Raw genomic sequence first — 26,931 nt, 5'->3', positions numbered from 1 at the left:
GCCGCGATGAACTCGCGGCGCGCTTTTTTATTGCGATTTTTTTGTAAGGTAAAACTACTTTTTCCCCGGCCCTGGCCCAGTGCTTTTGCGAATAATAAATTCCGTTGGCAATACGCACTCGCGTTGGCTGAGCGGTTCGCCTTCGATGACTTTCAGTAACATATCCATCGCCATTTTGCCCATTTCTTCTGCCGGTTGTGAAATGGTGGTGAGGCTTGGGTCGGAGTATTTGGAGTAGGCGATATCGTCAAAGCCGGTGACCGACATATCTTCCGGGATGCGAATTCCCTGATTTTTTAATGTCTGCATAGCGCCTATGGCCATTTCATCGTTCATGGAAAATATTGCAGTGGGGCGCACTTTCATATTGCAGAACTGGAACGCGGCGTTAAGGCCAGACCACATGGTGAAATCGCCTTCGGCAATTAAATCTTTTTCAAACGGAATGCCAGCTTCTGCCAGCGCTTCTTTATAGCCTTCAAGGCGGTCGATGGCGTGCGGGTTGTCCTTCAGGCCAGAGATCACGCCAATGCGCTTGTGGCCGAGGCTGAGCAGGTAATTCACCATGGTTTTGGCAGCGGCGCGGTTGTCGATACGAATCGCAGGGCCAGTGGTGTATTCGCAGCCGCAGGCGTTGACGCAGGGGATATCGGGCGGAATGTTGTTCTGGCTTTTCTCCGAACTGGGGCGCAGCTGCACTATGCCATCAGCCAACCGCGTTTCTACGCGGCGGATGTAGTCCATTTCACGCTCGGGCGTGCCGCGCGTATCGCCCAGTAGCACCGCGTAGCCTTTTTGTTGCGCGCGGTCTTCCAGTGCGCGGATAAACAGGGAGTAAAAGGGGTTGGCAATATCCGGCACCAGTACCACTACAGCATAAGCGCGTGCCGAGCGGAAATTGCGTGCCAGCATATTGGGGCGATAGCCCACTTGCGCGATAGCGTTATGTACCTTTTCCAGACTTTCATCAGAGACTTTTTCGGGGTTGCTCAGGGCTCGTGAAACAGTTGCAACGGATACGCCTGCCAAGCGAGCAACATCGCGAATATTGGACATAAAAACGACCTTTAGGAGCCGATATGGGGGTGAATTGAGGTGGAGCTTATAGGTGATCTGCTTATTTGCCCGAAAATTTACTACAGCTAGACGAAAGAGACTAGAAAAATAAGATGTAAACGGTTACATTAGTCTGCAGTGCCAGTGCTTATGGTCCGCTAGGCCTCTTTAGGCTTGCTGCTACATTGAAGGTTGCTGCTTCACCCTGAGTCTCTTTCGCTGGTCTGGTGCTAGCGAGGTGTTGCACGGATGTAGGGGGGTCAGATAAGAAACGCGATCACACTTAATCTTCAATTATGAAGTGACGATCCACATAATAATTTCGGAATTTGTTTATGAGTCTTCCTTTGTTGGATATCGCCATCATCCTTGTTTATGTTTTGGCAACCTTGGTGGTGGGTTTCTGGATTTCCAGTCGCGCGTCAAAAGATATTAAAAGTTATTTCCTTGGCGGCAATAAACTTTCCTGGTGGCAGCTCGGCTTGTCCAATGCCTCGGGCATGTTCGATATTTCCGGCACCATGTGGATGGTGTATTTGTTGTTTGTTTATGGCGTTAGTAGCGTTTATATCCCCTGGCTGTGGCCGGTATTCAATCAAATTTTTCTGATGATTTTTCTCGCGACTTGGTTGCGTCGCTCCGGCGTAATGACCGGCGCTGAGTGGATTACTTTTCGTTTTGGTGAGGGTAAGGGTGCGCGCCTATCACACATGATTGTGGTGGTGTTTGCATTGGTAAATGTGATTGGTTTTATTGCCTACGGATTTATCGGCATTGGTAAATTTGCTGCGGTATTTATGCCTTGGGAATTATCGTCCGATTCCCATCTGAACGATGTCTATTACGGCTTGATTATCACACTCATCACCACCGTGTATGTGGTGAAGGGCGGTATGTTCAGTGTGGTGTTTACCGAGGTTTTGCAGTTCATCATTATGACGATTGCCTGTATCGCGGTGGGTATTATTGCAATGCAGCGTATATCGCCGGAGTTGATAGCGAGCTTGGTGCCAAGTGATTGGAGCCAGTTGTGGCTGGGCGGTAAATTGGATCTGGATTGGTCGGCGCAGTTGGCAGCAGCCAATGACAAAATTATTGCCGATGGTTACTCGCCGTTCGCGATCTTTTTTATGTTGGTGCTGTTTAAAGGCGTGCTACAAAGTCTCGCCGGGCCGCAACCAACTTACGACATGCAGCGCGTGCTCTCGGCAAAAACTCCCAAAGAGTCAGCCAAAATGAGCGGTTTTGTTTCGTTGGTTTTACTCTTTCCGCGCTACATGCTGATTACCGGGCTCGCGGTGCTCGCAATCGGTTTATTTATGCCGCAGCTCAATGGTATGGGTGAAGCGGTCGACTTCGAGCAAATTCTACCCATGGTGTTAGCGGGCGATATTTTACCGAGCGGTTTGTTAGGTTTATTAATCGCCGGTTTGCTCGCTGCGTTTATGTCCACCTTCGCTGCCACCGTCAACGCTGCACCAGCCTATGTGATTAACGATATCTACAAGCGCTACATCAACCCCAACGCTGAAGCAAAAACCTATGTGAAGATGAGTTATCTCGTCTCGGTTTTGTTTGTGATTTTTGGTGTGGCGATTGGGTTTTTTATTCCCAGCCTGAATCAAATTATTGGATGGATTGTGAGTGCGCTCTACGGCGGTTACACCGCAGCAAACTTGCTTAAATGGTATTGGTGGCGCTTCAACGGATTTGGTTATTTCTGGGGCATGATGACCGGCTTTGCGATTGCTTTTCCGCTAATTTTCACCGACATTTCACCCATCAAAGCATTTCCATTTATGTTTGTTGCGTGCGTATTGGCCTGTGTGCTCGGGTCTATTTTCACCCAGCCCGATGATATGGCGGTGCTGAAAACGTTCTATCTTAAAGTTCGCCCTTGGGGTTTTTGGGCGCCGGTGCTTGCCGAGGTGCAAAAAGATTACCCGAGCGTTAGTCGCAACAAAAATTTTTCCCGCGATGCAATTAACGTAGTTGTTGGTGTTGTGTGGCAAACCTCGCTCACTGCAGCGCCGATTTTTATGGTGATCCAACACTGGCAAGAATTTATTGTGGCGATGGCAGTTGCTGCAGTTACTAGTATTTTCCTCTGGTTTAACTGGTACAAAAAACTGGAAGACTATCCAGCAGATACTCCGGCAGACGTGCTTAAAGGCACCAATGACGAACATTTATTAACTAAGGCCTTATAGTTATTTTGTGCTGCGGCTTGGGCTGCAGTGAAAAAGTTTAACTATAAGTGTAATCGATTACGATTTTGATCCGATGTGCGATGAAACGCACATCAACAGACATACAACAAAACTCATTGGAGTATTTTAAATATGAGTAGTTTTAAAGAAAAAGCAAAAATGCTGCTGCAGCAACATGAAGTATTGGTCAGTAAAAAAAATTCTGTGAAGGCTCAGGGTAATGGTATTTACGATTGTTATGAAAACCCGATTCTTACCGCAGAACATGCCCCTATCTTTTGGCGCTACGACCTCAACGAAAAAACCAATCCGTATTTAATGGAGCGTCAGGGAATTAATGCCGCGTTTAATTCGGGAGCCATGCTGTGGAATGGAAAATATATTTTGGCAGTACGTGTTGAAGGTGTGGATCGCAAATCTTTTTTTGCAATTGCTGAAAGCCCCAACGGTATCGACAATTTCCGCTTTTGGGATTACCCCATCACTTTGCCGGAAACTGATCGCCCCGATACCAATGTTTACGATATGCGTTTAACCCAGCATGAAGATGGATATATCTACGGTTTATTTTGCACCGAGCGCAAAGATTTAAACCGCCCTGAGGATACCTCTGCGGCTGAAGCGCAATGCGGTATAGCGCGCACCAAAGATTTAATTAACTGGGAGCGTTTGCCCGATTTAATTACCTATTCCGGTCAGCAGCGCAATGTGGTTTTGCACCCGGAATTTATCGATGGTAAATACGGTTTGTTCACTCGTCCGCAAGATGGATTTATCAGTGTCGGTGCGGGCGGTGGTATCGGTTGGGGGTTGGTGGATGATATGACCTGCGCTGAAGTAAAAGCGGAAGTGATTGTGGATGGCAAGGTCTATCACACCATCAAAGAAGTTAAGAACGGTCAGGGGCCAGCGCCGATCAAAACCGCCGAAGGCTGGTTGAATTTGGCTCACGGTGTACGCAATACCGCTGCCGGTTTGCGTTATGTGCTCTACATGTTCATGACTGAATTGGAGCGCCCATGGGTAGTCACCCATCGTCCGGCGGGTCACTTTATTGCTCCCCATGGCGCTGAGCGGGTGGGCGATGTTTCCAATGTGGCTTTTTCCAATGGTTGGATTGCCAATGAAAAAAATGAAGTATTTATTTATTACGCCTCATCAGACACACGTATGCATGTGGCGACATCTACGGTCGAGAAATTAATTGATTATTGCAAAAACACCCCGGAAGACGGTTTGCGCTCAGCGGCGTCGGTTGCGGTGCGCAATGAATTGATCAGCGCAAATTTACAAGTATTAAAGGAGTTGGTGTAACCCATGAAGGTTGCCAGTATTCCGCCGCGTTTTATGCCGCTGTAACAAGAGTTCCGCGCTGAATTAATCGCTATTGCTGACTGGTGGGCGGCGCACACGGTTGACCATGAGCTAGGTGGTTTTTACGGCGAAATTGATGCGCACAATAAGCCGGTTAAAAATGCGAGCAAAGGGATTATTTTAAATGCGCGTATTTTGTGGTTTTTTAGCGAAGTTGCGCAGGAGGTAGATAATCCCGATTATCGCGCCTACGCAACGCGCGCCTATGATTATGTTATTTCGAATTTCTTCGATAGCGAACACGGTGGAGTGTATTGGGAACTGGATGCGGGTGCCGCTCCCATCAATACTAAAAAACAAGTCTATGCGCAGGCATTTACGATTTATGCGCTCTGCGCTTACTACCAGCTCACCGGCAATGCACAAGCGCTCGCCCACGCATTGGAATGTTTCACCCTGGTGGAGCAACACGCAATTGATCGCGAGTATGAGGGTTATCTTGAAGCGTTCACCCGCGACTGGGGGCTGATTGAGGATTTGCGCCTTAGCGATAAAGATTTAAATTATCCCAAATCGCAAAATACCCATCTGCATATCCTTGAAGCCTATACCACGCTGTATCAGGTGTGCCCTGAACCTGAAGTCAACGCTGCGCTTAAATACAATATTGAGATGTTTGATAAATACATGATCGATAGAACTACGCATCATCTGCGCATGTTTATGGATCTGCAGTGGAACGATTTTTCGCCGGGTTATACCTATGGTCACGATATCGAGGCCAGCTGGTTAATTGCCAAAGCGCTGGAATCTTTAGGTGATGATGCTTACACCGCTAAATTAACGCCAACCTTAATTCGCATTGCGCAGGTAACGGTTGATGAAGCGATTGGTGCAGAAGGGCAGGTGATTGACTCCTACGACTTTGCTACAGGTCGCACTAATGTGGATGCCGTCTGGTGGGTGCAGGCGGAAGCCTTGGTTGGTTTTCTCTACGCCTATACCACTAGCGGCGATGCGCAATTTTATCGCGCAGCACAAAATGTATGGCAATTTATCAAGGCTTATCAAATTGATCACCAGCAGGGCGAATGGTTTTGGTTGTCGCAATTACAAAATCAGAATCTCGATCCTTACTATAAAGTAGGCTTTTGGAAATGCCCTTACCACAATGGCCGCGCCATGATGGAGGCGATGCGATATCTGCAAAAAATGGTGTAGTCGCAACAATAATAGGTTTCAGATTGGGGAATTTTTCGATGAAAAAAATAATCACATTGTTGGCCGCACTTACAGCGAGTTTATTGTTGTTTGCGTGTGTGAATCAAAAAAAATCGCCAGCTGCGCAGGATTTTGTGCAAGTCTCCGGTGTTCAGTTTAAAAAAAATGGCAAACCTTATTTTGTCGCCGGCACCAATATGTGGTATGCCGCTTATTTGGGTTCCCCGGGCAAGGTTGGCGATCGCGCACGCCTTGCGCAAGAATTGGATAAGCTCAAATCTATTGGAGTGAATAATTTACGTGTATTGGCTGTGTCGGAAAAAAGTGAGATTAACTCCGCAGTAAAACCCGCAACCACTAATGGTTTTGGCAATTACGATGAAAGTCTATTGCAAGGTTTGGATTATTTATTGGTTGAACTGGCCAAACGCGATATGACAGTGGTGTTGTATTTCAATAACTTTTGGCAGTGGTCGGGCGGCATGACTCAATACATGAGTTGGATTGATGGCCAGCCAGTGCAAGATCCGAATGTCACCAATGAGTGGGAAGCATTTATGGCGAAAACTGCCAGCTTCTACCAAAGCGAAAAAGCGCAGCAGGAATATCGCAACACCATCAAAAAAATTATCACCCGTGTTAACACCATAAACGGTAAAGCCTATCTGGATGACGCCACCATCATGTCTTGGCAGCTGGCTAATGAGCCGCGTCCGGGAAATTCAAAAACCACTGCTGCAGAAAAACAAGTTTATCTGGATTGGATTAACGGCACAGCTGCCTTTATCAAAAGCCTCGATCCCCATCACTTGGCCAGCACCGGTAGTGAAGGTGAAATGGGCTCAGCTAATGATGCGGAATTATTTACGCGCGCTCACGCATCATCTGATATCGACTATGTGACTTACCATATGTGGATTCGCAATTGGAGTTGGTTTGATAAAACCAAACCGGCAGAGACATGGCCATCAGCTTGGCAAAAAGCGCAGGATTATATGGCCGCACATATCGCTATCGCACAATCACTCAATAAACCGATTGTATTGGAAGAGTTTGGTTTGGATCGCGATATGGGTGCGTATAGCATTGATTCTACTACTGAGTATCGCGATAAATATTACCGCGAAGTCTTTGCACTTTTATTGGCGAACATGCAAAAAGGTGAAGCAAGTGCGGGCTATAATTTTTGGGCCTGGAATGGTGCAGGTCGCACTACACGCAGCAATTATTGGTGGCAGGAAGGCGATGACTTTATGGGCGATCCACCACAAGAAGAACAGGGTATGTACGGTGTGTTTGATACAGACACATCGACTATCGCTATCATCAAGGCATTTAATGAAAATATTAATACGCTGATGAAAAAATAAATTTTACGCATGCGTAAAAAACTGCAATGCAGATTGCAGTTTTTTTTGCAGATCGTTTAATTTATATGATTAGTGGGATTCATAAATATAATCACGACAAGGTCTGTACTAACACTACAGCTGCAAGGGTAAATCTTATGACTAAAAAACAATTTCTCGGCTGGGGTTTTATCGCTGTCTTACTTATGTGGGGTGGTAATACCTATGCACAAAAATTTGATCAACTCGCTAAAACGCCGCAACTGGGTTGGAACAGTTGGAATACTTTTGGCTGCGATGTGAATGAAAAAATGATTCGCGAAATGGCCGATGCGATGGTGTCATCAGGTATGAAAGATGCGGGTTATGAATATATTAATGTCGACGATTGCTGGCATGGCGAGCGCGACAAACAAGGTTTTATCCAAGTCGATAAAAAACATTTCCCCTCGGGCATGAAAGCGCTGGCGGACTATGTGCATTCCAAAGGTTTAAAAATTGGGCTTTATTCCGATGCGGGCAATACTACTTGCGCCGGTCGCCGCGGCAGTCGCGGTCATGAATATCAAGATGCAGTCACTTATGCGAGTTGGGGCATAGATTATTTAAAATACGATTGGTGCGACACCCAGGATATTAATCCCAAAGCGGCGTATTCGACCATGCGCGATGCACTCTATACCGCAGGTCGCCCAGTGTTGTTTAGTATTTGTGAATGGGGCGATAACAAGCCCTGGGAGTGGGCGACAGATGTTGGTCACTCATGGCGCACCACTGGCGATATTTATCCCTGCTGGAATTGCGAGCACAACCATGGTTCATGGTCGTCATGGGGCGTGTTGCCGATCCTCGATAAACAAGTTGGTTTGCGCAAATATGCAGGCCCTGGTCACTGGAATGATATGGATATGATGGAAGTGGGCAATGGCATGAGCGAAGAAGAAGACCGCTCACATTTTTCGCTCTGGGCGATTATGGCCTCGCCGCTGATTGCCGGAAATGATCTGCGCAGCATGAGTGACGCCACCAAAAAAATCCTCACCAATAAAGATATGCTGGCGATCAATCAAGACAAGCTTGGTGTGCAAGCAATGAAATGGATTGATGACGGGGATCTGGAAATTTTTGTAAAACCCTTGGAAAAAGGCGAGTACGCCTTCCTGTTTTTGAATCGCGCGGATCAGGCGCAGGATTACATGCTGGACTGGTCGTTTCATTACATGAAAGATGATATTTCCAAGCATGAAGTTTTCTTCGACAAGAAAAAATTCAACTGGCGCGATATCTGGAGAGGAGATAGCGGCACTACCACAGAAAAACTGGGGCTCAATATTCCCGCTCACGGTGTAAGAGTGCTGCGCTTAACTCCGCGCTAATCTTTGCCCTGTGCTTTCTGTTTAAGGCCAGCGCAAGCTGGCTTTTTTGTTTTTGTATTCTCTTGGGCTTGGGGTATATAGTAGCCCCTTGCCACCATTCAAGGGAGAATCCAGGTGCAGTTGTTTGCCTACAATCAAATTGGTCGGCCCGATGAGTTATTAATCTGGGTCGGCATAGTGGAGGCCTATCCTCCCCCTGCAGTGAACTTTGAGATTCATGGTCAGCCGGTAGCTGCGCAGTTATTGCCACCCGGATTTGAGCCGCTTGGCGACGAGGTTTGTGATGCGCGCGGCAATCCGCTGAACCATCGCGCGCTATTCAAATTGCAATGGCCTGCAACCACCGAGCGATTCCAAATCACGGTGCGTATTTTTGGCACGGATGCGACAACCATACTTACCAGTCGTCGTCCGCCGGAGAAATTGCCCGCCAAGGCCGCTGAAAGTTTTAATCTGTTGTTATCTTCTTGCTACTACCAACCCAATGATAAAAGTGCTGCACTCGCCGATTTTATTAGAGCGATAAAACCTTCGCCGGATTTTACCCTGCTCGCAGGCGATCAGGTTTATCTTGATTTACCCTCACAACAAAACTTGCCCGACAATAAAAAACGCCTCGCGCAGGTGTTGGGGAAAAAATATCAAGTCAATTGGTTTTCAACTCCTTTGCAGCAGCCGGGGCTTGCACAGGTACTGAGTCATGGGCCAGTGCTCTGCGTGCCCGACGATCACGAGTTCTGGAATAACTTTCCGCTCTACCAAGTACAGTTGGGTAATACCCACGACGAAGACGACCGCGCGAATTGGAAAAATGTTGCACAGCGTTTGTACGAGCGCTATCAAATGTCGCCTGCACAAGCGGCGGGTTTTTTCCGGCAAGATGTTGATCCGCTTAGCATGTTATTTCTCGATGGTCGCACCCAGCGCGATGCGGACGGCAAACAAATGTTTAATGCTGCTACGCGTTCAGCAATTAAACGTTGGGCGAATGATTTGCTGGTGCGCAAAAAAAATAATCAAGCGGCAGTGGGCCTATTAAGTTCCGGTCAAGCACTCTTGATGGAGAAGCCATGCCGCTGGGCGCGCAAATTTGCCGATATGGAAATGCCCAATTACGATGATTTTCTCGTATTAACCAATGCCTTGGCGCAACTCTTTGAAGCAGAAGTTCCGATGCTTTACATTACCGGCGATGTGCACTGGGGACGAATTGTTGAAGGTGTTAGCCCTCGCGGCAAAACGTTGTTTTATGAAGTGATTGCATCGCCCTCGCGTTTGATTGATACAGTGGGTAGCGATCAGTTAAACACGGTAAAAAATATTTTCCGCAAAGAGCCAAAACCGTTTCCGAAACATCCATCTGCGCCGGATGATCTTGCCGGTATAAAACTGGGTAACCTGCGGTTGGATACCAAACACCGGCAGCAGGGCGATCATGTTGCGATGCTGCGCTTTCATGCTATTCCCGGCGGGCTTGAATTCAGTGTGGATTACATCTGCACCGACGCCGATGCGCAAAAGCGGCGCGAACATTCATCAACCCAAGGCCCGTTTAAATTATTAAGTTTTTAACAAAGACCATTTCTGACATTTGTTGAGGAAAGGATAATGATCAAACAAACACTCTCGTCCCAATCGCTGATCCAAAGTGATATTTATATAATGGAGCGCATTAAGCGCGAACCCAATCTGGAATGGCTAAAGCGCGCCTATGAAAGTTTTGCGTTAGATAATCTTGCCGATTGGAGTTTTATTGTATTGGCCGGTGGCAAAGACGTTGCCTCATTTCGCATTCGTATTGCGCAATCCCATTTGCGCGGCGATATGCTACCGTCGTTCTGGTCTGAGTGCGCGCTGTTTAAAATTCAGCAGGGCGATTTCGCCACAGCCAGTTTTTGCAATCTCCCGTTATTTCAACCTGCCGCTGCCACTTACGCGCCCACGCGTAATGGTTTAATTGAAATGCCATTCAATAAACTTCCTACGCAAAAGGATTATCCAAACCTCGCACTGCTCGCTATTCCAGTGCCGCAAGAAAAAATTCTGGCGGCAATGGCTGATTATAAAAAAGCCCGCGTCAGTTACGATGCGGTCGCCAATATTTTGCCCTGGCTGGCGTTCGTGTGGGGTGCAGGTAACGCTTCCAATCCTCTCATGCAACAAATCGGTTTCCCGTCCGCGATGATGCTAAATCAAATATTCAGCGCAAATGGCTTTGACTTAGCCCCCGGCGTAAATGCCAATTTATCAGCACCGGAAACCTTCTGGAGCGGCGTAAAACACTGGCAGGACTATTACAGCAAAACCCAAGAAAATGGCCTGCTACCCAAAATGCGTTTTGTCATCAATCATATGTATGAGATTGATGAGGGTTGATCTAGTTCTCTTTGGAGTGCCATGCAATCTGTAAAAAATACTGCATTTTGCTGGCGGTGGTTGAAGCGAATGTTAGTGCAAGGAAAGAGAAATGCGCAGTTATATACATGTTGATGTCAATATTAAGGATATGGAAAGGTTCAAGGAGTATGCTGCTAGAATTCCAGAGATAATCGAAAAACACGGTGGAAGATATATCGTAAAAGGCGCGGAGCCAAAGGTTATTCGGAGCAGTGACCGGATTCCTCAGTATGTTGTGGTGATTGAATTTCCTTCAGTTGAAAATGCGGATAATTTTATAAAGGAAAGGGAGAGTTTTGGCTTGACTGAGTTGTTTAATCAATCAACCGAGGGGCGTATTTTAAGCGTTGAAGGATGTATTTAGTACAAAGATCATTTTTTACTAAATATTTAAATGGCTTATCAGGGGGCGTGAAAATGAATCCAATTCTCAGGGCAGCTGTCATTGTTGTTTGTCTTGTTGCCGCTATAGGGTGCTATGTTTTTGGTATTCCTGTGGGTGGTGTTGCTTTTCTGGTAGCGGGGATTATTTTCGAAGCTATGTTTTGGTTGGGGATATTTGGTAAATGGAAGAAATAAAAAAGCGAGCCTAAAAAATCAGGCTCGCTTAATAAAAAATATGTGTCATTACAACAATAAATTGTTGTCTTTCAGTTATTACTGCTCTTCACTTTCTTTTAGTACCAATTCCAAACGATTATTATTTTGTGCGATTTGATTCCATTCACCGGCGTTTACGATGGGAATGCGCTCGGGGTAGGGTTCTGTTCCGGGGGCAGCAGTGATGGCGATCTGTAATGTGGCATTGACGCTGCGGGTCAGGTTACCGAGAATCATGGTCACTTCTCGGGTGTAGTCATCCATTAAACGCCCGAGGGTATAAATTTCGCTGGAGAGCATACAGTCACCCAGAGTTTTATCGGTGGGTGCGAGTTGCGCCATGCCCATGTTATCGACGACCACACAAAAATCCCCGACATAAATATTTACTGTTGCAGTGCCTTTAAAACCGTTGCTGGCGAGGCGGTGTAAGAGTTCGTGCAGGCGCAATAAGGGTTTGGCGTCGATGGTATTTTGATGAAAGGCCAATGCGCCGGTTTGATTAAATGTCCAGGCGAGGTCATTGAGCAAATCATTATTGGGTAGGGATAAAGATGCGACGGGTTGATTAATTCTAGCGTTGATAGCGGCTGGGCTAATCATCTCCGGTTCTTTGTTGGCCTGCGCTGCAACTGCTTGCAACTGTTGGCTTATCGCTTCCTGTTGGATTTGATTGTTATTGAGTTGATTGTTAATCGACAGTAAAACATAAGCGATTACGGCCAGTGCAATTACGGATAAAAAAATTGCGAAGACTGACCAACCTGAATTGCTGGATGGTGTTTCTGCCGGTGGTGTTGGTGTGGCAGGAGTGGGAGCTGCAGTTTGCTGCTGCAATAGATCGCTAAATTCCTGCCGCATAACCTGGCGCAATCCTTGTAGTTCACGCACAACGCGAGAGGTAATAAAGCGGCGGTTATCTTCCAGACTGTGTTCCATATGGCTCAGGCGTAGATCCAAATTGCGCGCTTGCTCCAGCGATGAGGTGCGCCGTTCCACGTGCTGGCCGTTGGTTTCTGCTGAGCTATTGGCAGTGACTTGATTGGCGGCGGCGATCAATTCTGCGCTTTCAATACTGTCGTTTTCAGGGGTGCCAGCGGTTGGGTAAATATGAATTGCCTTCATCACTTTGGATAAATCGGTAGCGTTGATGCTGTCTTTGCTCACTACATCTATTGCGCCGAGTGCGCGCGCTTGTCCGGTATACACATCGCCACTTTTGGAGGTGTACATAATTACCGGAATCATCGCGGTGTCTGGGTTGGATTTAATAATCTGCAGTGCGCGGAACCCATCGATGCCGGGCATAAGGTGATCCATAAAGATAACGGCGGGTGCATGGCGGGCGAGATAGCGCAGTGCGGCTTCCCCGGAATCGACAATATCTATATCGAGCGGGTAGCGGCGCAGCATTTTTTTGAGCCGGTATTGTGCGGTAGTGGAGTCATCCACAATCAGGGCGCGTTGGATGGTCATGGTAGTAAGTCCCTGTGCGAACAGCGACGGTCGGTGATGGGTCGCTATAGGGTGATTGTTATTCGCACAGAGACTAACAGAAAATTCAGGCGCCAGGGACTATGTAAATCACAACCTGACGCCGCGATTGTTACTGGCGCGAGAAAAATGCGATGGCTGCCGCAATCCAACCGCTGATGGCGATTACTTTCCAGACTTTATCCGGGTGCCGCTCCACTAGGGGTTGCGCGCGCGGGCTAAGCCAGTTGGGGTTGGGGCGCTTTAAATCTTGCTGCCATTCCGAGAGCGCTTCATAGCGGCTGGTGGGATAAATGCTCAGTGCTTTTTCCATGGCTTTGTCGAGCCAGTAGGGCACTAGCGGGTTGTACTTCATTGCCGATATGTAGCGCAGTTTTTGAAAACTTTTTAAATCAGTCGCTTTGCTATAGGCCGCGCCGTAGGGTTGTTTTCCGGTGAGCATTTCATAGAGTAAAACCGCCAGTGAAAACTGATCTGACTTGTCGCTGGCCTTGCCGCCGTAGCGATATTCCGGTGCAGAGTAATCGAGCGTGCCGAGAATATTATCCCGCGTGAAGGGGGTGCCCGCCTCTTGCACACCTGCTACCCAGCAGGAGCCAAAATCAACTACCATCGGGCCTTTGGCGCTAATCACAATGTTGTCTGGCTTTAGATCCTGATGCAGGGTTTCTTTGCGATGAAATGCGCGTATGCCGCGAATTAATCCCTCGGTCAGTTCCACTGCGTCCAGAATCGATAAAATACCGCGCTCTTTTAATAATTGAGTGAGTGTTGGGCCGGGAATATATTCGGTGAGGTAATACAAACAGGAGCGCGCTTCAGTGCTGGGCACAACACGCACTACGGCAGGGCTGTGAATGCGCGAGCCGATCCAGGATTCCATTACAAAGCGCTCGATATAGGCCTTGTCGTCTTGAAATAATTCCGAAGGGGTTTTCATCACCAGCAGATTATTTTTTTCATCTTCGACTAAATACACCTGGCTGCGATTCGATTCGTGCATAATTTTTTTGATGCGCAAACCATCAATGCTTTGCCCCGGCGACAATATCGGCGGAAACGGCAGGCGCGATAAAACTTGCACCGCATCGTCCTGCGCGGCGGTGCCGAGGCTTTCAATACGCAATGCCTGAATACTTAAATTGTCTTCACTTTGGTGTTGCAGTGCCAGCGGCAGTGCCTCGTTCACCAGCGCTTCAAGATTATCGCGATGGTTGAGCACAAAGCTTTTGAATTCCTGCGTGGGAATATGCTCGTGAATGCCATCGCTGGACAAAATAAAAATATCGCCGCGCTGCAATTCCAGCGAGTGCATATCCACTTCCAGATAAGGGTCGGCGCCCATTGCGCGGCTTAAATGGGTGGTGTGTTTATCGATGCGCTGGGTGTGGTCGCGGGTGAGCAATTCGAGATTGTCATCGCGCAGGCGATAGACTCGGGTATCGCCCACGTGAAAAATAAAACCGCTATCGCCTTTCAAAATCAGTGCAGAAAAAGTGGTGAGGTAGCCCTCGCCATAAATAGAGTTTTGGCTGCGCCCCCAGAGGCTGGAATTTAAACTCTGAATTACCCGCATGGCCGATTGCTGGGTGCGCCAGGTATCGGGAGTGGCAAAATAATCGCTGAGAAAACCGGCAATCGCGGTTTGGCTCGCTTCGCGCGCGGCTTTGCTGCTGCTGACACCATCGGCAATCGCGATGGCAATACCTTTGGTGGTGAGCAAATTGCCTTCGGGAATGCGAGCGCCGACCGTATCCTGATTTTCCGGTTTACGCCCCGCTTCACTTTTTTGCGCGAAGCTGATGTGCAGAGTTGATTGCAGGTGATCCATAGATTTTTTGGTGTCGTTAAAAAGCAATTGCCGACAGCATAGCGGTCGGCAATTGGCTTGTCGCGGTTAATGCGGGTGAAACATTAACTCACTTCAATTTTATGCAATGTGCCATCGTCATTCATTTCAACTACATGGCCTTTGGGTTCTTTCAGGAATTGAATAAATACCAGCCCAACACAACCGGCGGCGGCGAGCATAAAGAAAAATTGCTGGGCGTTAATAAAGGCATTCATGGTCAGAAAGAAAAGTGCACCCACGTTGCCATAGGCACCTACAGTACCGGCGATTTGGCCGGTCATACGGCGTTTAATCAGTGGCACTACTGCGTATACCGCGCCACAACCTGCCTGCACAAACAGCGAGCAGATAAATACTGCAATAAACGCGAGGAATAGTGGCCAGCTGCTATTAATTTGCGAGAGCAGTAAATAACCCACTACGACACCAGCGAGAATAATGGTCATGCTGAAGCGGCGACCAAATTTATCGCTAATCCAACCGCCACCGGGGCGAGCTACCAGGTTCATAAAGGCAAAGGAACCACCCAGCATCGCCGCTTGGGTCACACTCAGGCCTTCAAAGGTAGTCATAAAAAAGGCGGGCAAAATAGAGACTACGGCAATCTCGGAACCGAAGGTGGCGAGATAAAACCAGCTCAAAATGACCACTTGTTTAAAGTCGTATTTGTCGTGCTCTGGCACGCCGCCTTGCTGCAACATTTCTTTGTTAACGGAATAGATTTGCGAGAATTGAAATGCCGCCAATAACACTAGCGACAAGTAAGCGATGATCGCCGTGGTATCCGTTAACAGCGCCAAATTGCCGGGCGACATTTTCCACACCAGCACTGCCAGAATCAGGTACATAGGTACATTCAATAACAGGTAAAGAACAAAATCTTTTTTGCTCGATACTTCCAAGCCGCCGGCTTTTTTCGGTTTGAAATAGGTAGAGCCTTTGGGGGTGTTGCGCACGGTAATGTAAAACACTATGCCGTAAAAAATCGCGACTACTGCCGCGGTAGCCATGGCATAGCGCCAGCCGTCTTCACCGCCAAACACATTGATTGCCAGGAAGGGCAGAATAAATCCTGCAGCGGCAGCGCCAAAGTTACCCCAGCCACCGTAAATGCCTTCCGCCAAACCGACTTGGCGCGCGGGAAACCATTCACACACCAAGCGAATACCAATTACAAAACCGGCACCGGTAAAGCCCAATAAAAAGCGGAACAGCGCAAGTTGTTCGTAGGTTTGTGCAAAGGCAAAGGCGAGCAGTATTGCACCGGAGATAATTAGCAGGGTGGAGTAGGCGGCACGCGGGCCAAATTTATCGACCAAACTGCCCACGACTATGCGCGCGGGAATTGTCAGCGCAACGTTAAGGGTCAAGAGTGCAGCCCACTGCTGGGGTGTCATCTCAAATGACGCCATTAACAGTGGTTTGAGTGGTGGCAAACTAAACCACATCACAAAGGTGAGGAAAAATGCGAACCAAGTGAAGTGCAGGGTCGCAACGGATTTATTGGAAAAGTCCAACAGATTTAAACGATTTGAGCTCATGGCGAGTATCCGGTAAAGATTATTTGAATCAATGCGGGTGAAGTTCAATAGAGGTTTTGCAATGGCTATGCCAATTCACCCTTGGTGCGTATAAAAGGCCGTTTTAAGGGGGTGTGGCGTATTTAAGTGCATGCATATCGATTTTTGATGCTCCAAATAAATGCCACTCGCGGCCAAATTGAATCTGATTGGTGCGTTTGGCGATAAAAAACATCTTCCTCCATTTTTCATGGCGATGAATGTTAGGGGCGTGGGAAATAAAAAGTTTGTGCAAGCTGATGGCGCAAGTGCTGCGGCTGAGTTTGTTTTTTTGCCCGCTAAAAATCAGTGTTTAGCCTGATTTGGTGTTGTTCGTGCGCTAAAACTGAGCCTGTAAATAGAATTTAAATGCACCGCTATGGGATAAAGATAGGGTGCGCAGTGCACATTAGTTGTGCTTTTTGGGTGATTTGTAGGGCTTGAATTAGTCTGGTGCAGCTATTTGTTACTAGTTTTGGTGGTTATTTGTTAGGTGGCGTAAATATTGCTGAGTGTGCCCCATAAAATATCACCTTGGCTTTTGCGGTGGTCAAATTGGGTGCGTGCGAGTTCGCCTGCCTGAGCCGGAAGAACATCAGTTTATCGCCTATTTTTGAGTGGCCTTTTGAGTGGTAGTTGACTTAACCCACTTGCGCTTAGCTGGCTCGATGAACCGAACAGTGCAACAGAATTGTAGGAATAAATTAATGAACGAATGGCACCTCAACAGTAACCTGGCGTTTACGGTCGGCCAATTTTCATCGGCGGGAATTAAAGCGCAAAACGAAGATGCGCTGGGGATTCGCATTCCCGACGGAATGCTGCTGGATACCAAAGGTGCCGCAGCGATCATTGCCGATGGGGTCAGTGCCGCTGAGGCAGGCAAAGAGGCGAGCGAAACCTGCGTGCGCAATTTTCTCGCCGATTATTTTTCCACGCCCGATACCTGGACGGTAAAAAAATCCACCACGCAAGTATTGATCGCGCTTAACCGCTGGCTCTATTCCCGCGGGCAGCATTTGCGCGAGGCGCAAAAAGGTTTTGTCAGTACGCTGAGCTGCATTATTTTTAAATCCCACAGTGCGCATCTTTTTCATGTGGGCGATTCGCGCATCTATCGCTTGCGTGCCGGCAATTTGGAGCAACTCACCCGCGACCATCGCACCGTGATTAGCGCCGAGCAATCTTACTTAGTGCGCGCAATGGGCTTGGATGTATCCCTTGATGTGGATTACAAAATTATCGACCTTGAAGAAAACGATATTTTTTTGCTCAGCACCGATGGCCTGCACGACTTTGTTAGCGATGAAGAAATCTGCGCCCAATTGCAAACAGGGGGCGACGATTACGAATTGCTCAGCCAGCAATTAGTGGAGTTGGCGCTGGCCAATAACAGCGACGACAATATTAGCTGCCAGGTGTTGCGTATCGATGCACTGCCCGCACAAAGTGTTGACGACGCCTGCCAAAAACTCAGTGCGCTGCCCTTTCCTCCTCATTTGTATCCCGGCATGGTGATTGATGGTTATCGCATAGAAAAAGAACTGCATGCGAACAGCCGCAGTCAGATGTATTTAGTTACCGATACCAGCAGTGGCCAAACGCTGTGTATGAAAACCCCCTCGGTTAATTTTACCGATGATCCGGCCTATATCGAGCGGTTTATTTTAGAGGGGTGGATTGGCAGCCGAATTCACAATGCGCATGTGGTGAAAGTGATTGCGCCCAATAAAAGCAAAAGTTGTTTGTATTATTTGATGGAATATATAGATGGCCAAACCCTGACACAGTGGATTAAATCGCATCCTCAGCCGCCAGTGCAGGATGTTATCCATATGGTTGAGCAAATATGCAAAGGTCTGCGTGCGTTCCATCGCCGCGAAACCCTGCATCAGGATTTGCGCCCGGCCAATATTATGGTTGATCGCCACGGCGAAATAAAAATAATCGATTTTGGTTCGTGTTTGGTACAGGGCATAGCAGAAATTAATTCGCCTATTGTGCGTGAACGCATATTGGGGACAGTGGAATACTCGGCGCCGGAAACGATTCTACAGGGCACTAGCAATGAAAAATCCGATTTGTTTTCGCTTGCGATTATTGTGTTTGAAATGCTCACCGGAACCGCGCCGTTTGATGGAAAGCTGGCAAATTGCCGCACTGAGCGCGCTTACTTAAATACTCGCTATACCGCTAGTTATGAATTGAATCCATTGGTGCCGTTTTGGGTAGATGGCGCCATTCGCAAAGGCTTGCGCTATGACCCGGAGCGTCGCCACGGCGATATCTCGGAGTTTTTGCATGAGCTTCAGCATCCCAACCCCAAATACAAACAGCAGTACCGCGCACTTTTACTAGAAAAAAATCCGGTCAGGTTTTGGCAGTGTCTCTCGGCGGGCTTGTTTGTTGCACTCTGCGCCGCTCTCTACTTTTAGCCAATGTCTAGTTAGGCAAATGTATTTGCCTGCGGGCAGAATATTGGTTATAAGGTTTGCACTTGTGCCCGTAGGCCACTAATTACATACAATAAGCGAAATCCATTCGCATTTTTTTACTACCGCTCTTTGCTATGCAGAACTCGCACTCCGTATATTAATGATGACTATAACGAGGTTGTGATGAATTCTAATAGTTTCCCGCTGCGCACTACGCTACTACTGATGTTTGCTGTGGCCAGCTCCCTGTCGCTCGCACAAACTACCGATTACGTTGCAGATCATGTTTTTACACAGGGTATAGAAGGCCCAGCCGTAGATGCGCAAGGTAATCTCTATGCAGTCAATTTTGCGCAGGAGGGCACCATCGGTATTGTCGATAAAAAAGATAATGCGCAATTGTTTGTGACCCTGCCCGAGGGCAGCACCGGTAATGGCATTCGTTTCGATCGCCAGGGATTTATGTATGTGGCTGATTACTCTGGTCACAATGTATTAAAAATAGATCCAAAAACCAAAACAATTTCGGTGCATGCCCACAGCGATAAAATGAATCAGCCCAACGATATTGCCATCGCAAAGTCCGGTGTGATTTACGCAAGCGATCCCAAGTGGGCGGACAACACTGGCAACCTCTGGAAAATCGCTGTCGATGGCACAGTGACGCTATTGGAAGCTGATATGGGCACCACCAATGGTGTAGAGGTAAGTGCCGATGAAAAGCATTTGTACGTCAATGAAAGTGTGCAGCGCAAGGTGTGGAAATACGATATAGATAAAAAAACCGGCGCGGTAAAAAACAAACGCTTGTTGATTCAATTTCCCGATCACGGTTTGGATGGCATGCGTTGCGATGTGGACGGCAATTTGTATATCGCGCGCTACGCTGCGGGTGAAGTGACGGTGGTATCGCCCCATGGCACGGTGCTTGAGCGCATTAAATTAAAAGGCCAGAAGCCAACCAATGTCGCCTTTGGTGGCGATGATGGCAAAACGGTTTTTGTTACCCTGCAGGATCGCGGTGCAATTGAAACTTTCCGCAGTGAGCGCGCCGGGCGCGAGTGGTTATTGCAACAATAAATAGCAGCACCACTCTGTATGTGCCATAGGTGTAACAGAGTGGTTGTTCTTTCCTGAGCTAATTTATTTTCTCCCACAATTCGCGCGCATCGTAGCTTTTGTTTTCTGTGCGCTCGCGTTCTGATTGCCCGCTTTCTGGTCGTACGCCGCGACCCATGCGAATTTCTATTATCGCCAGTGTGTCCGTATCGGCAAAATCCCGTGCAGATTCAGGTCTGATCATTTGCGTGCGACAGCCTAATAAACCACAACTGCGCGCGATGGTGGGGCGAGCACTGGGTGCAAATGGTTCCTCTTCGCGCAATCGGCGCGTGCTGGTTTTTTCTACTACAAACCAATCGTAACCCTGTGCCAAGGTCAGCTCCGCCGCGCGCTTCATTGCATATTTCTGCGCTGCGCTGCGCGACTGCCCCGCCAGTTTAAATTGCACGCGATAGTGATTCTGCGCGAGCGCAATTTCTTTGTAGCCGCTGCTATCCCCTTTTGCTGCTTTGTAAACGGATTGGCTTGCGCAGCCCATGATGAACAGTGAAATAAAAATAAGGCCAATCAATTTCATCGCTATGCCCTCGGTGAGTTTAGTTTTTCCAGCCGCGCTGAATTGCACTCGCTTCTTGCTGCGCATCCAGTGCATCGCCCTGCATAATCTCATCTAACCGCTCGTCCAATACGGCGGCTTGGTTGGTGGCGGTTTGATAGTCAAGGCTGTCGGGTGCTGTCTGGGTTGCGACACTGACATCAGTTTGCCATTCGCCCTCAATGCGACAGGCAATAGTTTCTGCGCTGCGCTGTGCATCGGCGATGAAAAACTGGCGACAATAATTGCCTGCTTGATTGACAAAGGTTAAGCGCGGTTTGATGCGTTGACCTTGCGCGAGCGTTTGCTCGGTGCCGCTGGCGGTGGTGTCGAGTGCGGCGGCAATTGCGCTCCAGTTATCCAGCGGTGAATCTTGTGTGCTGGGCAATAGCTGAATAAATCCGTAGCCCAAAACCAGCAGCGTGCAGGCGGCTATAGCCGCATGTTGTTGCAGCCCGCGCTGGATTTTTTTCCACATTGGGAAGGCGATAATTTGCGCTGATACGGGCGCTTTCGTTTCAGTGGGTGCAGCGGCTAACAATTGGGTAATTGCGTCCGGCAGCGGGCGTGCATCAATTGCCGAATAGTGCTGTGTAATTTGTTCGTCCACCATTGCAAACTCTGCAAGCCGATTGGCCAGAGTTTCATCTTCAATGATCTGCTGGCGAATCATTTCCATTTCATGTTCAGGCAGTTCGGCATCGAGAAAGGCAGATAATTGTTCGTCGCTAATATTCATCATCATCTCCTCAGGCGCCCGGCTTTGCGGAAGCGGGATTTGGATTTAGGTAATTGATCAGTGCCACCCGTGCGCGCGCCAAACGGCTCATCACTGTCCCAGCGGGAATGCCCAGGGTTTCGGCCACTTCTTTGTAAGACATTCCCTGCAGGGCTACCAAGGCCATAATTGAGCGCTGGTCGTCGGGCAGTTTGTTCATCGCGGCGTCTACTTGGTCGAGGGTAATTTGATCGTGGATTTTCTGCTCGCCATCCATCGATGGCTCTTCGGTATCTTCCAGTGCGTAGGTATTGTGTTGGCGAATTTTGCGCGCGCGGTATTCATCAATCCAAATATTGCGGCACACGCGAAACGCCCATTTTGCCGGTTCTATATCCGCCGGAATGCCGCGGGTCAGCAATCGTTCAAGCGTGTTCTGTAGCAGGTCATCGGCGTCGGCAGCTGAACCGGTGAGGGAATAAGCAAAACGCCGCAACATGGGCGCTAATCGGGTTAACTCTTCTTTCATAGGGATTATTGATCCTGTATGCGTTATTGCGCGGAGTCATTGTATGGATTTCGTCTGAAATCACCATTTCTATTAAGTAAACGTCTGAGTATGGTTTTTATTCCCAGCGCAGGGGAATTTTTATGGTGCTGAAACGTTTTCATTAAAGTAAGGCTCTATTTTGTGCTACATCTACCTAAACGCTTTAGGGGAAAGTTTATGAAACCCGTTTATCTTAGTTGTTTCTTGTTAGCCAGTCTGGGTTCGTCCAGTTACGCCCAGCTGCCAGTAGATTCGGTGCTGGACCTGAATCAGATACAAGATCAAGTTCAGGATCAAGTTCAGGATCAAATCATCAATTCCGGTGTGATTGAAAACCAGGTTATCGATAGCCAGGTTTTGGGTGACCAACTGCTTGGTGATGTACTGGGCGGAGATATATTGGCTGGCGACACGCTGGGTGCAGGAGCGCTGGATCAAGACCTTATTTCCGGTACCTTGGGCGAGCTGGATGAGGCTGGTCGGCAGGTGCGCGATGCATTGGCGCCGTTAGGTGATGCCGTTCCGCTGGATGCCTTAGCGAAAACCTTGCCCATCTTAACCCGAACCGGCGAAACCGCGTTTGTCGATGTTGAGGTGGAAAATGGTTGGCGTGCAGTGGAGCGCGAATGGTTGATCATGCTGGACAAAACCGAGCTGAAACTCTTATCGCCGTTGCAGGCCGATATTATCGAGCAGACCGACTTTGCCGAACTGGACATGGTGCTGGTGCGCTTTCGCGTGCCCGCGCAGTGGGATTCAGCGGCGGCTTTAAAACAGCACTTGCCCAATCACCTTCACGAGCAGCTTGATCGCAATCATATTTACGCGGCGCAAGCGGCTATCACCACCACTGCGAATAATCGCGATGCACAGCTAATGGCGGTGTGTGATGTGCCGGTGAAAATCGGCATGGTGGATACTGCAATTAATCGCGAGCACTCTGCATTTGCCAAGAGCCAGATTATTGCGCGGGATTTTTTAGGGGAAAAATTTACTGCACCGCGCGCCCATGGCACTGCGGTGGCGGGTTTATTAGTGGGCGGCGGCGAACTACAAGCCTTATTGCCCAACGCGACACTTTACGCGGCATCGGTGTTTTATCCGCGCAATCAATATGCACAGGGCGCGACCATGATGGATTTGGTGCGCGCATTAAATTGGTTGGCTGGTGAAAAAGTCAGCGCAATTAATATGAGCTTGGCGGGGCCGGACAATCAAATTTTGCGCACAGTGATTGCACGTATTGCTGCGCACAATATTGCGCTGATTGCCGCTGCTGGCAATGAAGGCCCAGCGGCGCCGCCTATGTATCCTGCCGCTTATGCCGATGTGATTGCGGTGACTGCGGTGGATCGCGCGCAAAAAATCTATCGCTGGGCGAATCGCGGCGATCACATTGATTTTGCGGCGCTTGGTGTGTCGGTAAAGACGGCGCGTAGTGATGGCGGTTTTGGGCGGGAGACGGGTACTTCTATTGCAACGCCTTTGGTATCGGCATTTGTAGTCTGTGAGGTGGCGCAAGCCAACAACAGTGTTTCGAATGCACGTGCGGCATTGAGCAAAACCGCTATTGATCTTGGTGCGCCAGGCCGGGACCCAATGTTTGGGTTCGGCCTGTTGGATGCAACTCAATCAGTTGAAGTGAACAACAAATTAGAAAGTCACAGCAAAGATAATTGACCCGAGTGTTTCTGAATAATCGGCAGCGGCGAAATTGGACTCGTAATTACCGCGCTCAATTTTGCTGGTGGCGATAATGTTTTCGGTGAGATTAATTTCCCATTCAATGTTGGTTACGCGATGGGTGTCGGCGCGACGGCTATTAACTGCCGATGTGATGTCGGAATAATCCCGTGCGTGGTAGCGTGTACCCAGTTGTACTTTACTGTTCTTGCCCCAAACCGAAAATTTATGATTGATGCTCGCCCGCAAGCTGGTTGCATCGTAGTCAAACGAGGCTTGGTTTGCGTCTTCCTGTTCTTGTGTAACACCAGTGGCGATAAACGTAGCGCCTTGGTTGAAAAAAACAAACACATCGCCCGCAAAACCAGTATTGCGCGCATTGCGCTCGCCATTGCTGGGGAAATCTTTATCCTGAAAATTCACTGCGCCGCGCACGAACACGCGTTGATTGAATAAACGTGAGGCGTAGAAGCTGGTTTGTTGCAAGGTTAATAAATCTTTGTCAGCGAGTTCTGCATCGGCGTTGTGAAAACTTGCGCCTATAGTTACCGGTTCAAATTGATAACTCACATCGGCAAACAATTGCTGGATCGCCAAATCAAAATCGTCATAGTCTTGATAGGTTTTACTTAGATAAGAATAACCGCCTTTGAGTTCGAGTTTGTCGGTTGCTTTCCAGCGGCCATTTAAGCGTGCATTTAACACCGCAGCCCAATCGCTTTGGGTTGAAAATTGATCCAGCTCGATCACGCTCAAATTGGAATCGTATTCGGTGCCGGCCTCCAAGCGGATGGTGCCCTTTGGTGTTGCGGCGTGGAGAGTGTTAGCCAAACCGATCGCACTCACAATTAACGATACAGATAAAAAATGTTTCATGATGATTGCTCCACCAAAAAATGTTGCACAGAAATAAAAAAATAGGCGCGAAAAAAGGCGCCGAAGCGCCTTTCAGTTTAGATTCCCAGGCCCAGGCTGTTATTCAGCGCGGTGTTGACCGAGCTTTCTACAGTGGACTCGATAGTGTCGTCTATAGTTGCTTGAATGGTGTTGTTAATCGCGCTGTCAATAGAGTTGGTCACGGCACTGTTAACGGATTCATCCACCGAGTTGCCCACGACTGTATTGACAGTGTTATCAATTGTGCTGGAAACAGTAGCGTTCAGTGTGTCATTGATTGAGTTGTTGATTGAATTGTTCAGTGTGCTTTGCACGTTTTGCTGCGCACCAGTAGTGATTAGTGAATTGACCTGACCACTTACCCCATCAATCACCGCTGAGTGGGTGGCGGCAACTTTGTTTTGCACTTGAGCCCCAAGTTTGTTGCTGGTATCGGTTGATGCGTTGAGCGTTTGGTCAGCGCGGTTGTCCAGCGTAGCAGATGCTTTATTTGCCTTCTCTGCGGATTGATCCGCCCGATTGTTTACAACATTTAAGGCCTTTTGTGCTCCGACTGTTGCCTTGCTGGTGAGCGCAGCGGCACTGGTCACGCTATTGTCCGCGGTAGCGTTGGTGCTGTCTGCAGTTGACTCTTCATCAGCAGCGACGGGTGTTGCTGTTGAATCTTCTGCGGCTGGTGCTGTATTTGCGTCGGCACTCACGCTGCCTTGTTGGCTGACGGATTGTTGTTGCTGTAGTGAGCCGCCGAGCGCGATAGATCCGCTTTGGGTATCAGCTTGCATGCTGTGTGATGCTTGTGCGTTCACATTGGCATCGACACTGTAGGTAACCTCGTTCGCCAAGCACACAGATGACGCCAGACTGCAAACAGCGATGAACAACACGTTGCGGGTGAAAGTTTGGTTTTTCATGATTAGAGCCTCTTGGTTGTTTAGGTGGTTAGTCACTGAATTAGTTGACTTACAACCTGTTAACGGATGAGGCCTGGGTTTTATTCCCACCTAATGAAAATATTTTTATTAATACCGCTACAGCGAAGGTTCGACTTTTCTTCACTGAGTAAGGTTTTGCCTTGGCACGACCGGTGTTAGGGCTAAAACTGGCCACCAGCCCCCTGTTTTGGCGCGCTAAAACGGGTTTTAGGCTGCTAAAAGTTTTCATGGCTGGCGGTTAAAGCATTCAATATTTGTAAATTATTTTCTTTTAAGTGCCATTATTTGGTGTTAGGCTAGCAAAAATGATCGTTTTTTCTGCGTTTGATGAGAAAAAAGCATGTGCCAAGAAAATAATTTACAAAAAGCGCTTTCCGAAAGAGTGCTTAGCCCAACTGGAAAAGGCTTGGGTGATCTGAGTTCCCAGCTGCCCGTCTCTGCAACAGCCCAACTGGGGTGGAACCTCCTGCAGGAGGATGTGAGCTTGCCGGTGGCAGTGCTCAGCAGTAGCCGCGTGCAGCATAATCTTGAGTGGATGAAATCCTTTATCAGTACCTATGGGCTGAAACTCGCACCTCATGGCAAAACCACCATGAGCCCGGCACTGTTTCATCAACAACTTGCCCATGGCGCCTGGGGCATCACCCTTGCGACCGCGCCGCAGGTTCAAGCTGCTTACCATTTTGGTGTGCGCCGCGTGATCATGGCCAACCAGTTGGTGGGGCGCGCCAATATGGCAATCATCTCCCGCCTGTTACAAAACCCTGAGTTCGACTTTTTTGTGATAGTGGATTCCGCGGCCAATGTTGAGCAGTTGGGGCAGTTTTTTGCCCAAGCCGGACAGCGATTGAACCTGCTGTTGGAGTTGGGTGTGGAGGGGGGCCGCACCGGTGTGCGCGATGAACAAAGTCGCGCCGCTGTGCTCGATGCCATCGCCCGCTACCCTGAATCCCTTGCTTTGGCGGGCGTTGAGGTTTACGAAGGTGTCCTCAAAGATGAGCCTTCGATCCGCAACTTCCTGCGCCGCGCCGTGCGCGAACTGATGACGCTGGAAGCGCATGGCTTGTTAACTGCTGAGCAGCTAATCCTTACTGGCGCCGGTTCCGCCTGGTTTGATTTGGTGGCGGAAGAGTGGACTGGCGTCGCCTTGGGGCGCCCGCTCGATATCATCCTGCGCCCCGGCTGCTATCTGACTCACGATGTCGGCATCTATAAGGCTGCCGAAACACGTATCCACGCCAGCAATCCCGTCGCCCGCAGCATGCAAACAAGTTTGCTGCCCGCGCTGCAGCTCTGGGCTTATGTGCTCTCTATCCCCGAACCCGGCCTTGCCATTCTCGGCTTGGGCAAGCGCGATGCCGCGTTTGATGCTGGCCTACCCATTCCCGCTATGCACTTTCGTCCTGGGACTGAAGCTCCGGTCGCTGCGCCTGCCGATTGGCAGCTCACCGCAATGATGGATCAACACGCGTTTATGAAAGTGGCGCCGGATGCCGATGTGCAAGTGGGCGATATGCTCGCGCTGGATATTTCCCACCCCTGCCTGACGTTTGATAAGTGGCGGCAGCTACTGGTGGTCGATCATAACTACACGGTGATCAATGCCGTGGAAACTTTTTTTTAAGGCGCGT

The 26,931-nt window shown here is 48.7% G+C and carries 22 protein-coding genes; 13 read left to right on the top strand and 9 right to left on the bottom strand.

What is annotated here, in order from left to right; genetic code table 11:
* Positions 1-54: 54 nt before the first annotated feature.
* The gene (locus AWU77_RS08690) at positions 55-1,056 is read right to left on the bottom strand and encodes a LacI family DNA-binding transcriptional regulator (protein WP_062061816.1); all 1,002 of its coding nucleotides are present in this window, start codon (positions 1,054-1,056) and stop codon (positions 55-57) included.
* 335 nt (positions 1,057-1,391) lie between these two features.
* On the opposite strand from AWU77_RS08690, the gene AWU77_RS08685 reads away from it, so the two are divergent.
* The 9 genes from AWU77_RS08685 (at position 1,392) to AWU77_RS08645 (ending at position 11,502) form a co-directional block, all read left to right on the top strand.
* Positions 1,392-3,266, top strand: coding sequence for a sodium:solute symporter family protein (locus AWU77_RS08685; RefSeq protein WP_062061813.1), 1,875 nt, complete (start codon positions 1,392-1,394; stop codon positions 3,264-3,266).
* 132 nt (positions 3,267-3,398) lie between these two features.
* The gene (gene mgp130, locus AWU77_RS08680) at positions 3,399-4,580 is read left to right on the top strand and encodes a 4-O-beta-d-mannosyl-d-glucose phosphorylase Mgp130 (protein WP_062061810.1); all 1,182 of its coding nucleotides are present in this window, start codon (positions 3,399-3,401) and stop codon (positions 4,578-4,580) included.
* 66 nt (positions 4,581-4,646) lie between these two features.
* Positions 4,647-5,801, top strand: a complete 1,155-nt coding sequence (locus AWU77_RS08675) for an AGE family epimerase/isomerase (protein WP_152625315.1) — start codon at positions 4,647-4,649, stop codon at positions 5,799-5,801.
* Positions 5,802-5,839: 38 nt separating this feature from the next.
* Complete coding sequence (locus tag AWU77_RS08670) at positions 5,840-7,171, top strand: mannanase (RefSeq protein ID WP_062061807.1); 1,332 nt, start codon at positions 5,840-5,842, stop codon at positions 7,169-7,171.
* Between the two features lie 137 nt (positions 7,172-7,308).
* The gene (gene aga27, locus AWU77_RS08665; RefSeq protein ID WP_062061804.1) at positions 7,309-8,526 is read left to right on the top strand and encodes an alpha-galactosidase Aga27; all 1,218 of its coding nucleotides are present in this window, start codon (positions 7,309-7,311) and stop codon (positions 8,524-8,526) included.
* A gap of 114 nt (positions 8,527-8,640) precedes the next feature.
* Positions 8,641-10,098 carry an alkaline phosphatase D family protein gene (locus AWU77_RS08660; protein ID WP_062061801.1) on the top strand — a complete coding sequence of 486 codons (1,458 nt, stop codon included), beginning with the start codon at positions 8,641-8,643 and terminating at the stop codon, positions 10,096-10,098.
* Positions 10,099-10,134: 36 nt separating this feature from the next.
* On the top strand, positions 10,135-10,902 hold the full coding sequence (locus AWU77_RS08655) for a hypothetical protein (RefSeq protein WP_062061798.1): 768 nt from the start codon (positions 10,135-10,137) through the stop codon (positions 10,900-10,902).
* Between the two features lie 91 nt (positions 10,903-10,993).
* The gene (locus tag AWU77_RS08650; protein ID WP_062061795.1) at positions 10,994-11,287 is read left to right on the top strand and encodes a DUF1330 domain-containing protein; all 294 of its coding nucleotides are present in this window, start codon (positions 10,994-10,996) and stop codon (positions 11,285-11,287) included.
* Between the two features lie 53 nt (positions 11,288-11,340).
* Positions 11,341-11,502, top strand: a complete 162-nt coding sequence (locus tag AWU77_RS08645; RefSeq protein ID WP_193747516.1) for a hypothetical protein — start codon at positions 11,341-11,343, stop codon at positions 11,500-11,502.
* Positions 11,503-11,580: 78 nt separating this feature from the next.
* Here AWU77_RS08645 and AWU77_RS08640 read toward each other — a convergent pair whose 3' ends face one another.
* The 3 genes from AWU77_RS08640 to AWU77_RS08630 form a co-directional block, all read right to left on the bottom strand.
* The gene (locus AWU77_RS08640) at positions 11,581-12,999 is read right to left on the bottom strand and encodes a PleD family two-component system response regulator (RefSeq protein ID WP_062061791.1); all 1,419 of its coding nucleotides are present in this window, start codon (positions 12,997-12,999) and stop codon (positions 11,581-11,583) included.
* A gap of 130 nt (positions 13,000-13,129) precedes the next feature.
* Positions 13,130-14,848, bottom strand: a complete 1,719-nt coding sequence (locus AWU77_RS08635; RefSeq protein WP_062061789.1) for a bifunctional protein-serine/threonine kinase/phosphatase — start codon at positions 14,846-14,848, stop codon at positions 13,130-13,132.
* A gap of 83 nt (positions 14,849-14,931) precedes the next feature.
* The gene (locus AWU77_RS08630; RefSeq protein WP_062061787.1) at positions 14,932-16,410 is read right to left on the bottom strand and encodes an MFS transporter; all 1,479 of its coding nucleotides are present in this window, start codon (positions 16,408-16,410) and stop codon (positions 14,932-14,934) included.
* Between the two features lie 725 nt (positions 16,411-17,135).
* On the opposite strand from AWU77_RS08630, the gene AWU77_RS08620 reads away from it, so the two are divergent.
* Together AWU77_RS08620 and AWU77_RS08615 are read left to right on the top strand one after the other, a co-directional pair.
* Positions 17,136-18,863 (top strand): bifunctional protein-serine/threonine kinase/phosphatase, encoded by a 1,728-nt coding sequence (locus AWU77_RS08620; protein ID WP_062061783.1) that lies wholly within the window; start codon positions 17,136-17,138, stop codon positions 18,861-18,863.
* A gap of 183 nt (positions 18,864-19,046) precedes the next feature.
* On the top strand, positions 19,047-19,943 hold the full coding sequence (locus AWU77_RS08615) for an SMP-30/gluconolactonase/LRE family protein (protein WP_062061780.1): 897 nt from the start codon (positions 19,047-19,049) through the stop codon (positions 19,941-19,943).
* A gap of 58 nt (positions 19,944-20,001) precedes the next feature.
* On the opposite strand, the gene AWU77_RS08610 is transcribed toward AWU77_RS08615, so the two are convergent.
* Genes AWU77_RS08610 through AWU77_RS08600 form a run of 3 tightly spaced genes read right to left on the bottom strand, consistent with a single transcriptional unit; the run spans position 20,002 to position 21,767 of the window.
* Positions 20,002-20,502 (bottom strand): hypothetical protein, encoded by a 501-nt coding sequence (locus AWU77_RS08610; RefSeq protein WP_062061777.1) that lies wholly within the window; start codon positions 20,500-20,502, stop codon positions 20,002-20,004.
* Between the two features lie 19 nt (positions 20,503-20,521).
* Positions 20,522-21,259 (bottom strand): hypothetical protein, encoded by a 738-nt coding sequence (locus tag AWU77_RS08605; RefSeq protein ID WP_062061774.1) that lies wholly within the window; start codon positions 21,257-21,259, stop codon positions 20,522-20,524.
* 10 nt (positions 21,260-21,269) lie between these two features.
* Entirely contained in the window at positions 21,270-21,767 is a 498-nt protein-coding gene (locus AWU77_RS08600; RefSeq protein WP_062061771.1) for an RNA polymerase sigma factor, read from the bottom strand.
* Between the two features lie 198 nt (positions 21,768-21,965).
* Between AWU77_RS08600 and AWU77_RS08595 the strand changes: the two genes are divergently transcribed.
* Complete coding sequence (locus AWU77_RS08595) at positions 21,966-23,468, top strand: S8 family serine peptidase (RefSeq protein WP_062061768.1); 1,503 nt, start codon at positions 21,966-21,968, stop codon at positions 23,466-23,468.
* Here AWU77_RS08595 and AWU77_RS08590 read toward each other — a convergent pair.
* Positions 23,442-24,347, bottom strand: a complete 906-nt coding sequence (locus AWU77_RS08590; RefSeq protein WP_062061765.1) for a hypothetical protein — start codon at positions 24,345-24,347, stop codon at positions 23,442-23,444. The genes AWU77_RS08595 and AWU77_RS08590 overlap by 27 nt on opposite strands.
* 77 nt (positions 24,348-24,424) lie before the next feature.
* Positions 24,425-25,279 (bottom strand): hypothetical protein, encoded by an 855-nt coding sequence (locus AWU77_RS08585; RefSeq protein ID WP_062061762.1) that lies wholly within the window; start codon positions 25,277-25,279, stop codon positions 24,425-24,427.
* 361 nt (positions 25,280-25,640) lie between these two features.
* Between AWU77_RS08585 and AWU77_RS08580 the strand changes: the two genes are divergently transcribed.
* Entirely contained in the window at positions 25,641-26,924 is a 1,284-nt protein-coding gene (locus AWU77_RS08580; protein ID WP_062061759.1) for an amino acid deaminase, read from the top strand.
* Positions 26,925-26,931 lie beyond the last annotated feature (7 nt).

Source organism: Cellvibrio sp. OA-2007, assembly GCF_000953825.1.
GTDB lineage: Bacteria > Pseudomonadota > Gammaproteobacteria > Pseudomonadales > Cellvibrionaceae > Cellvibrio.
The sequence above is the reverse complement of the archived record's forward strand: the minus strand, read 5'-3'. Positions and strand labels throughout refer to the sequence as shown.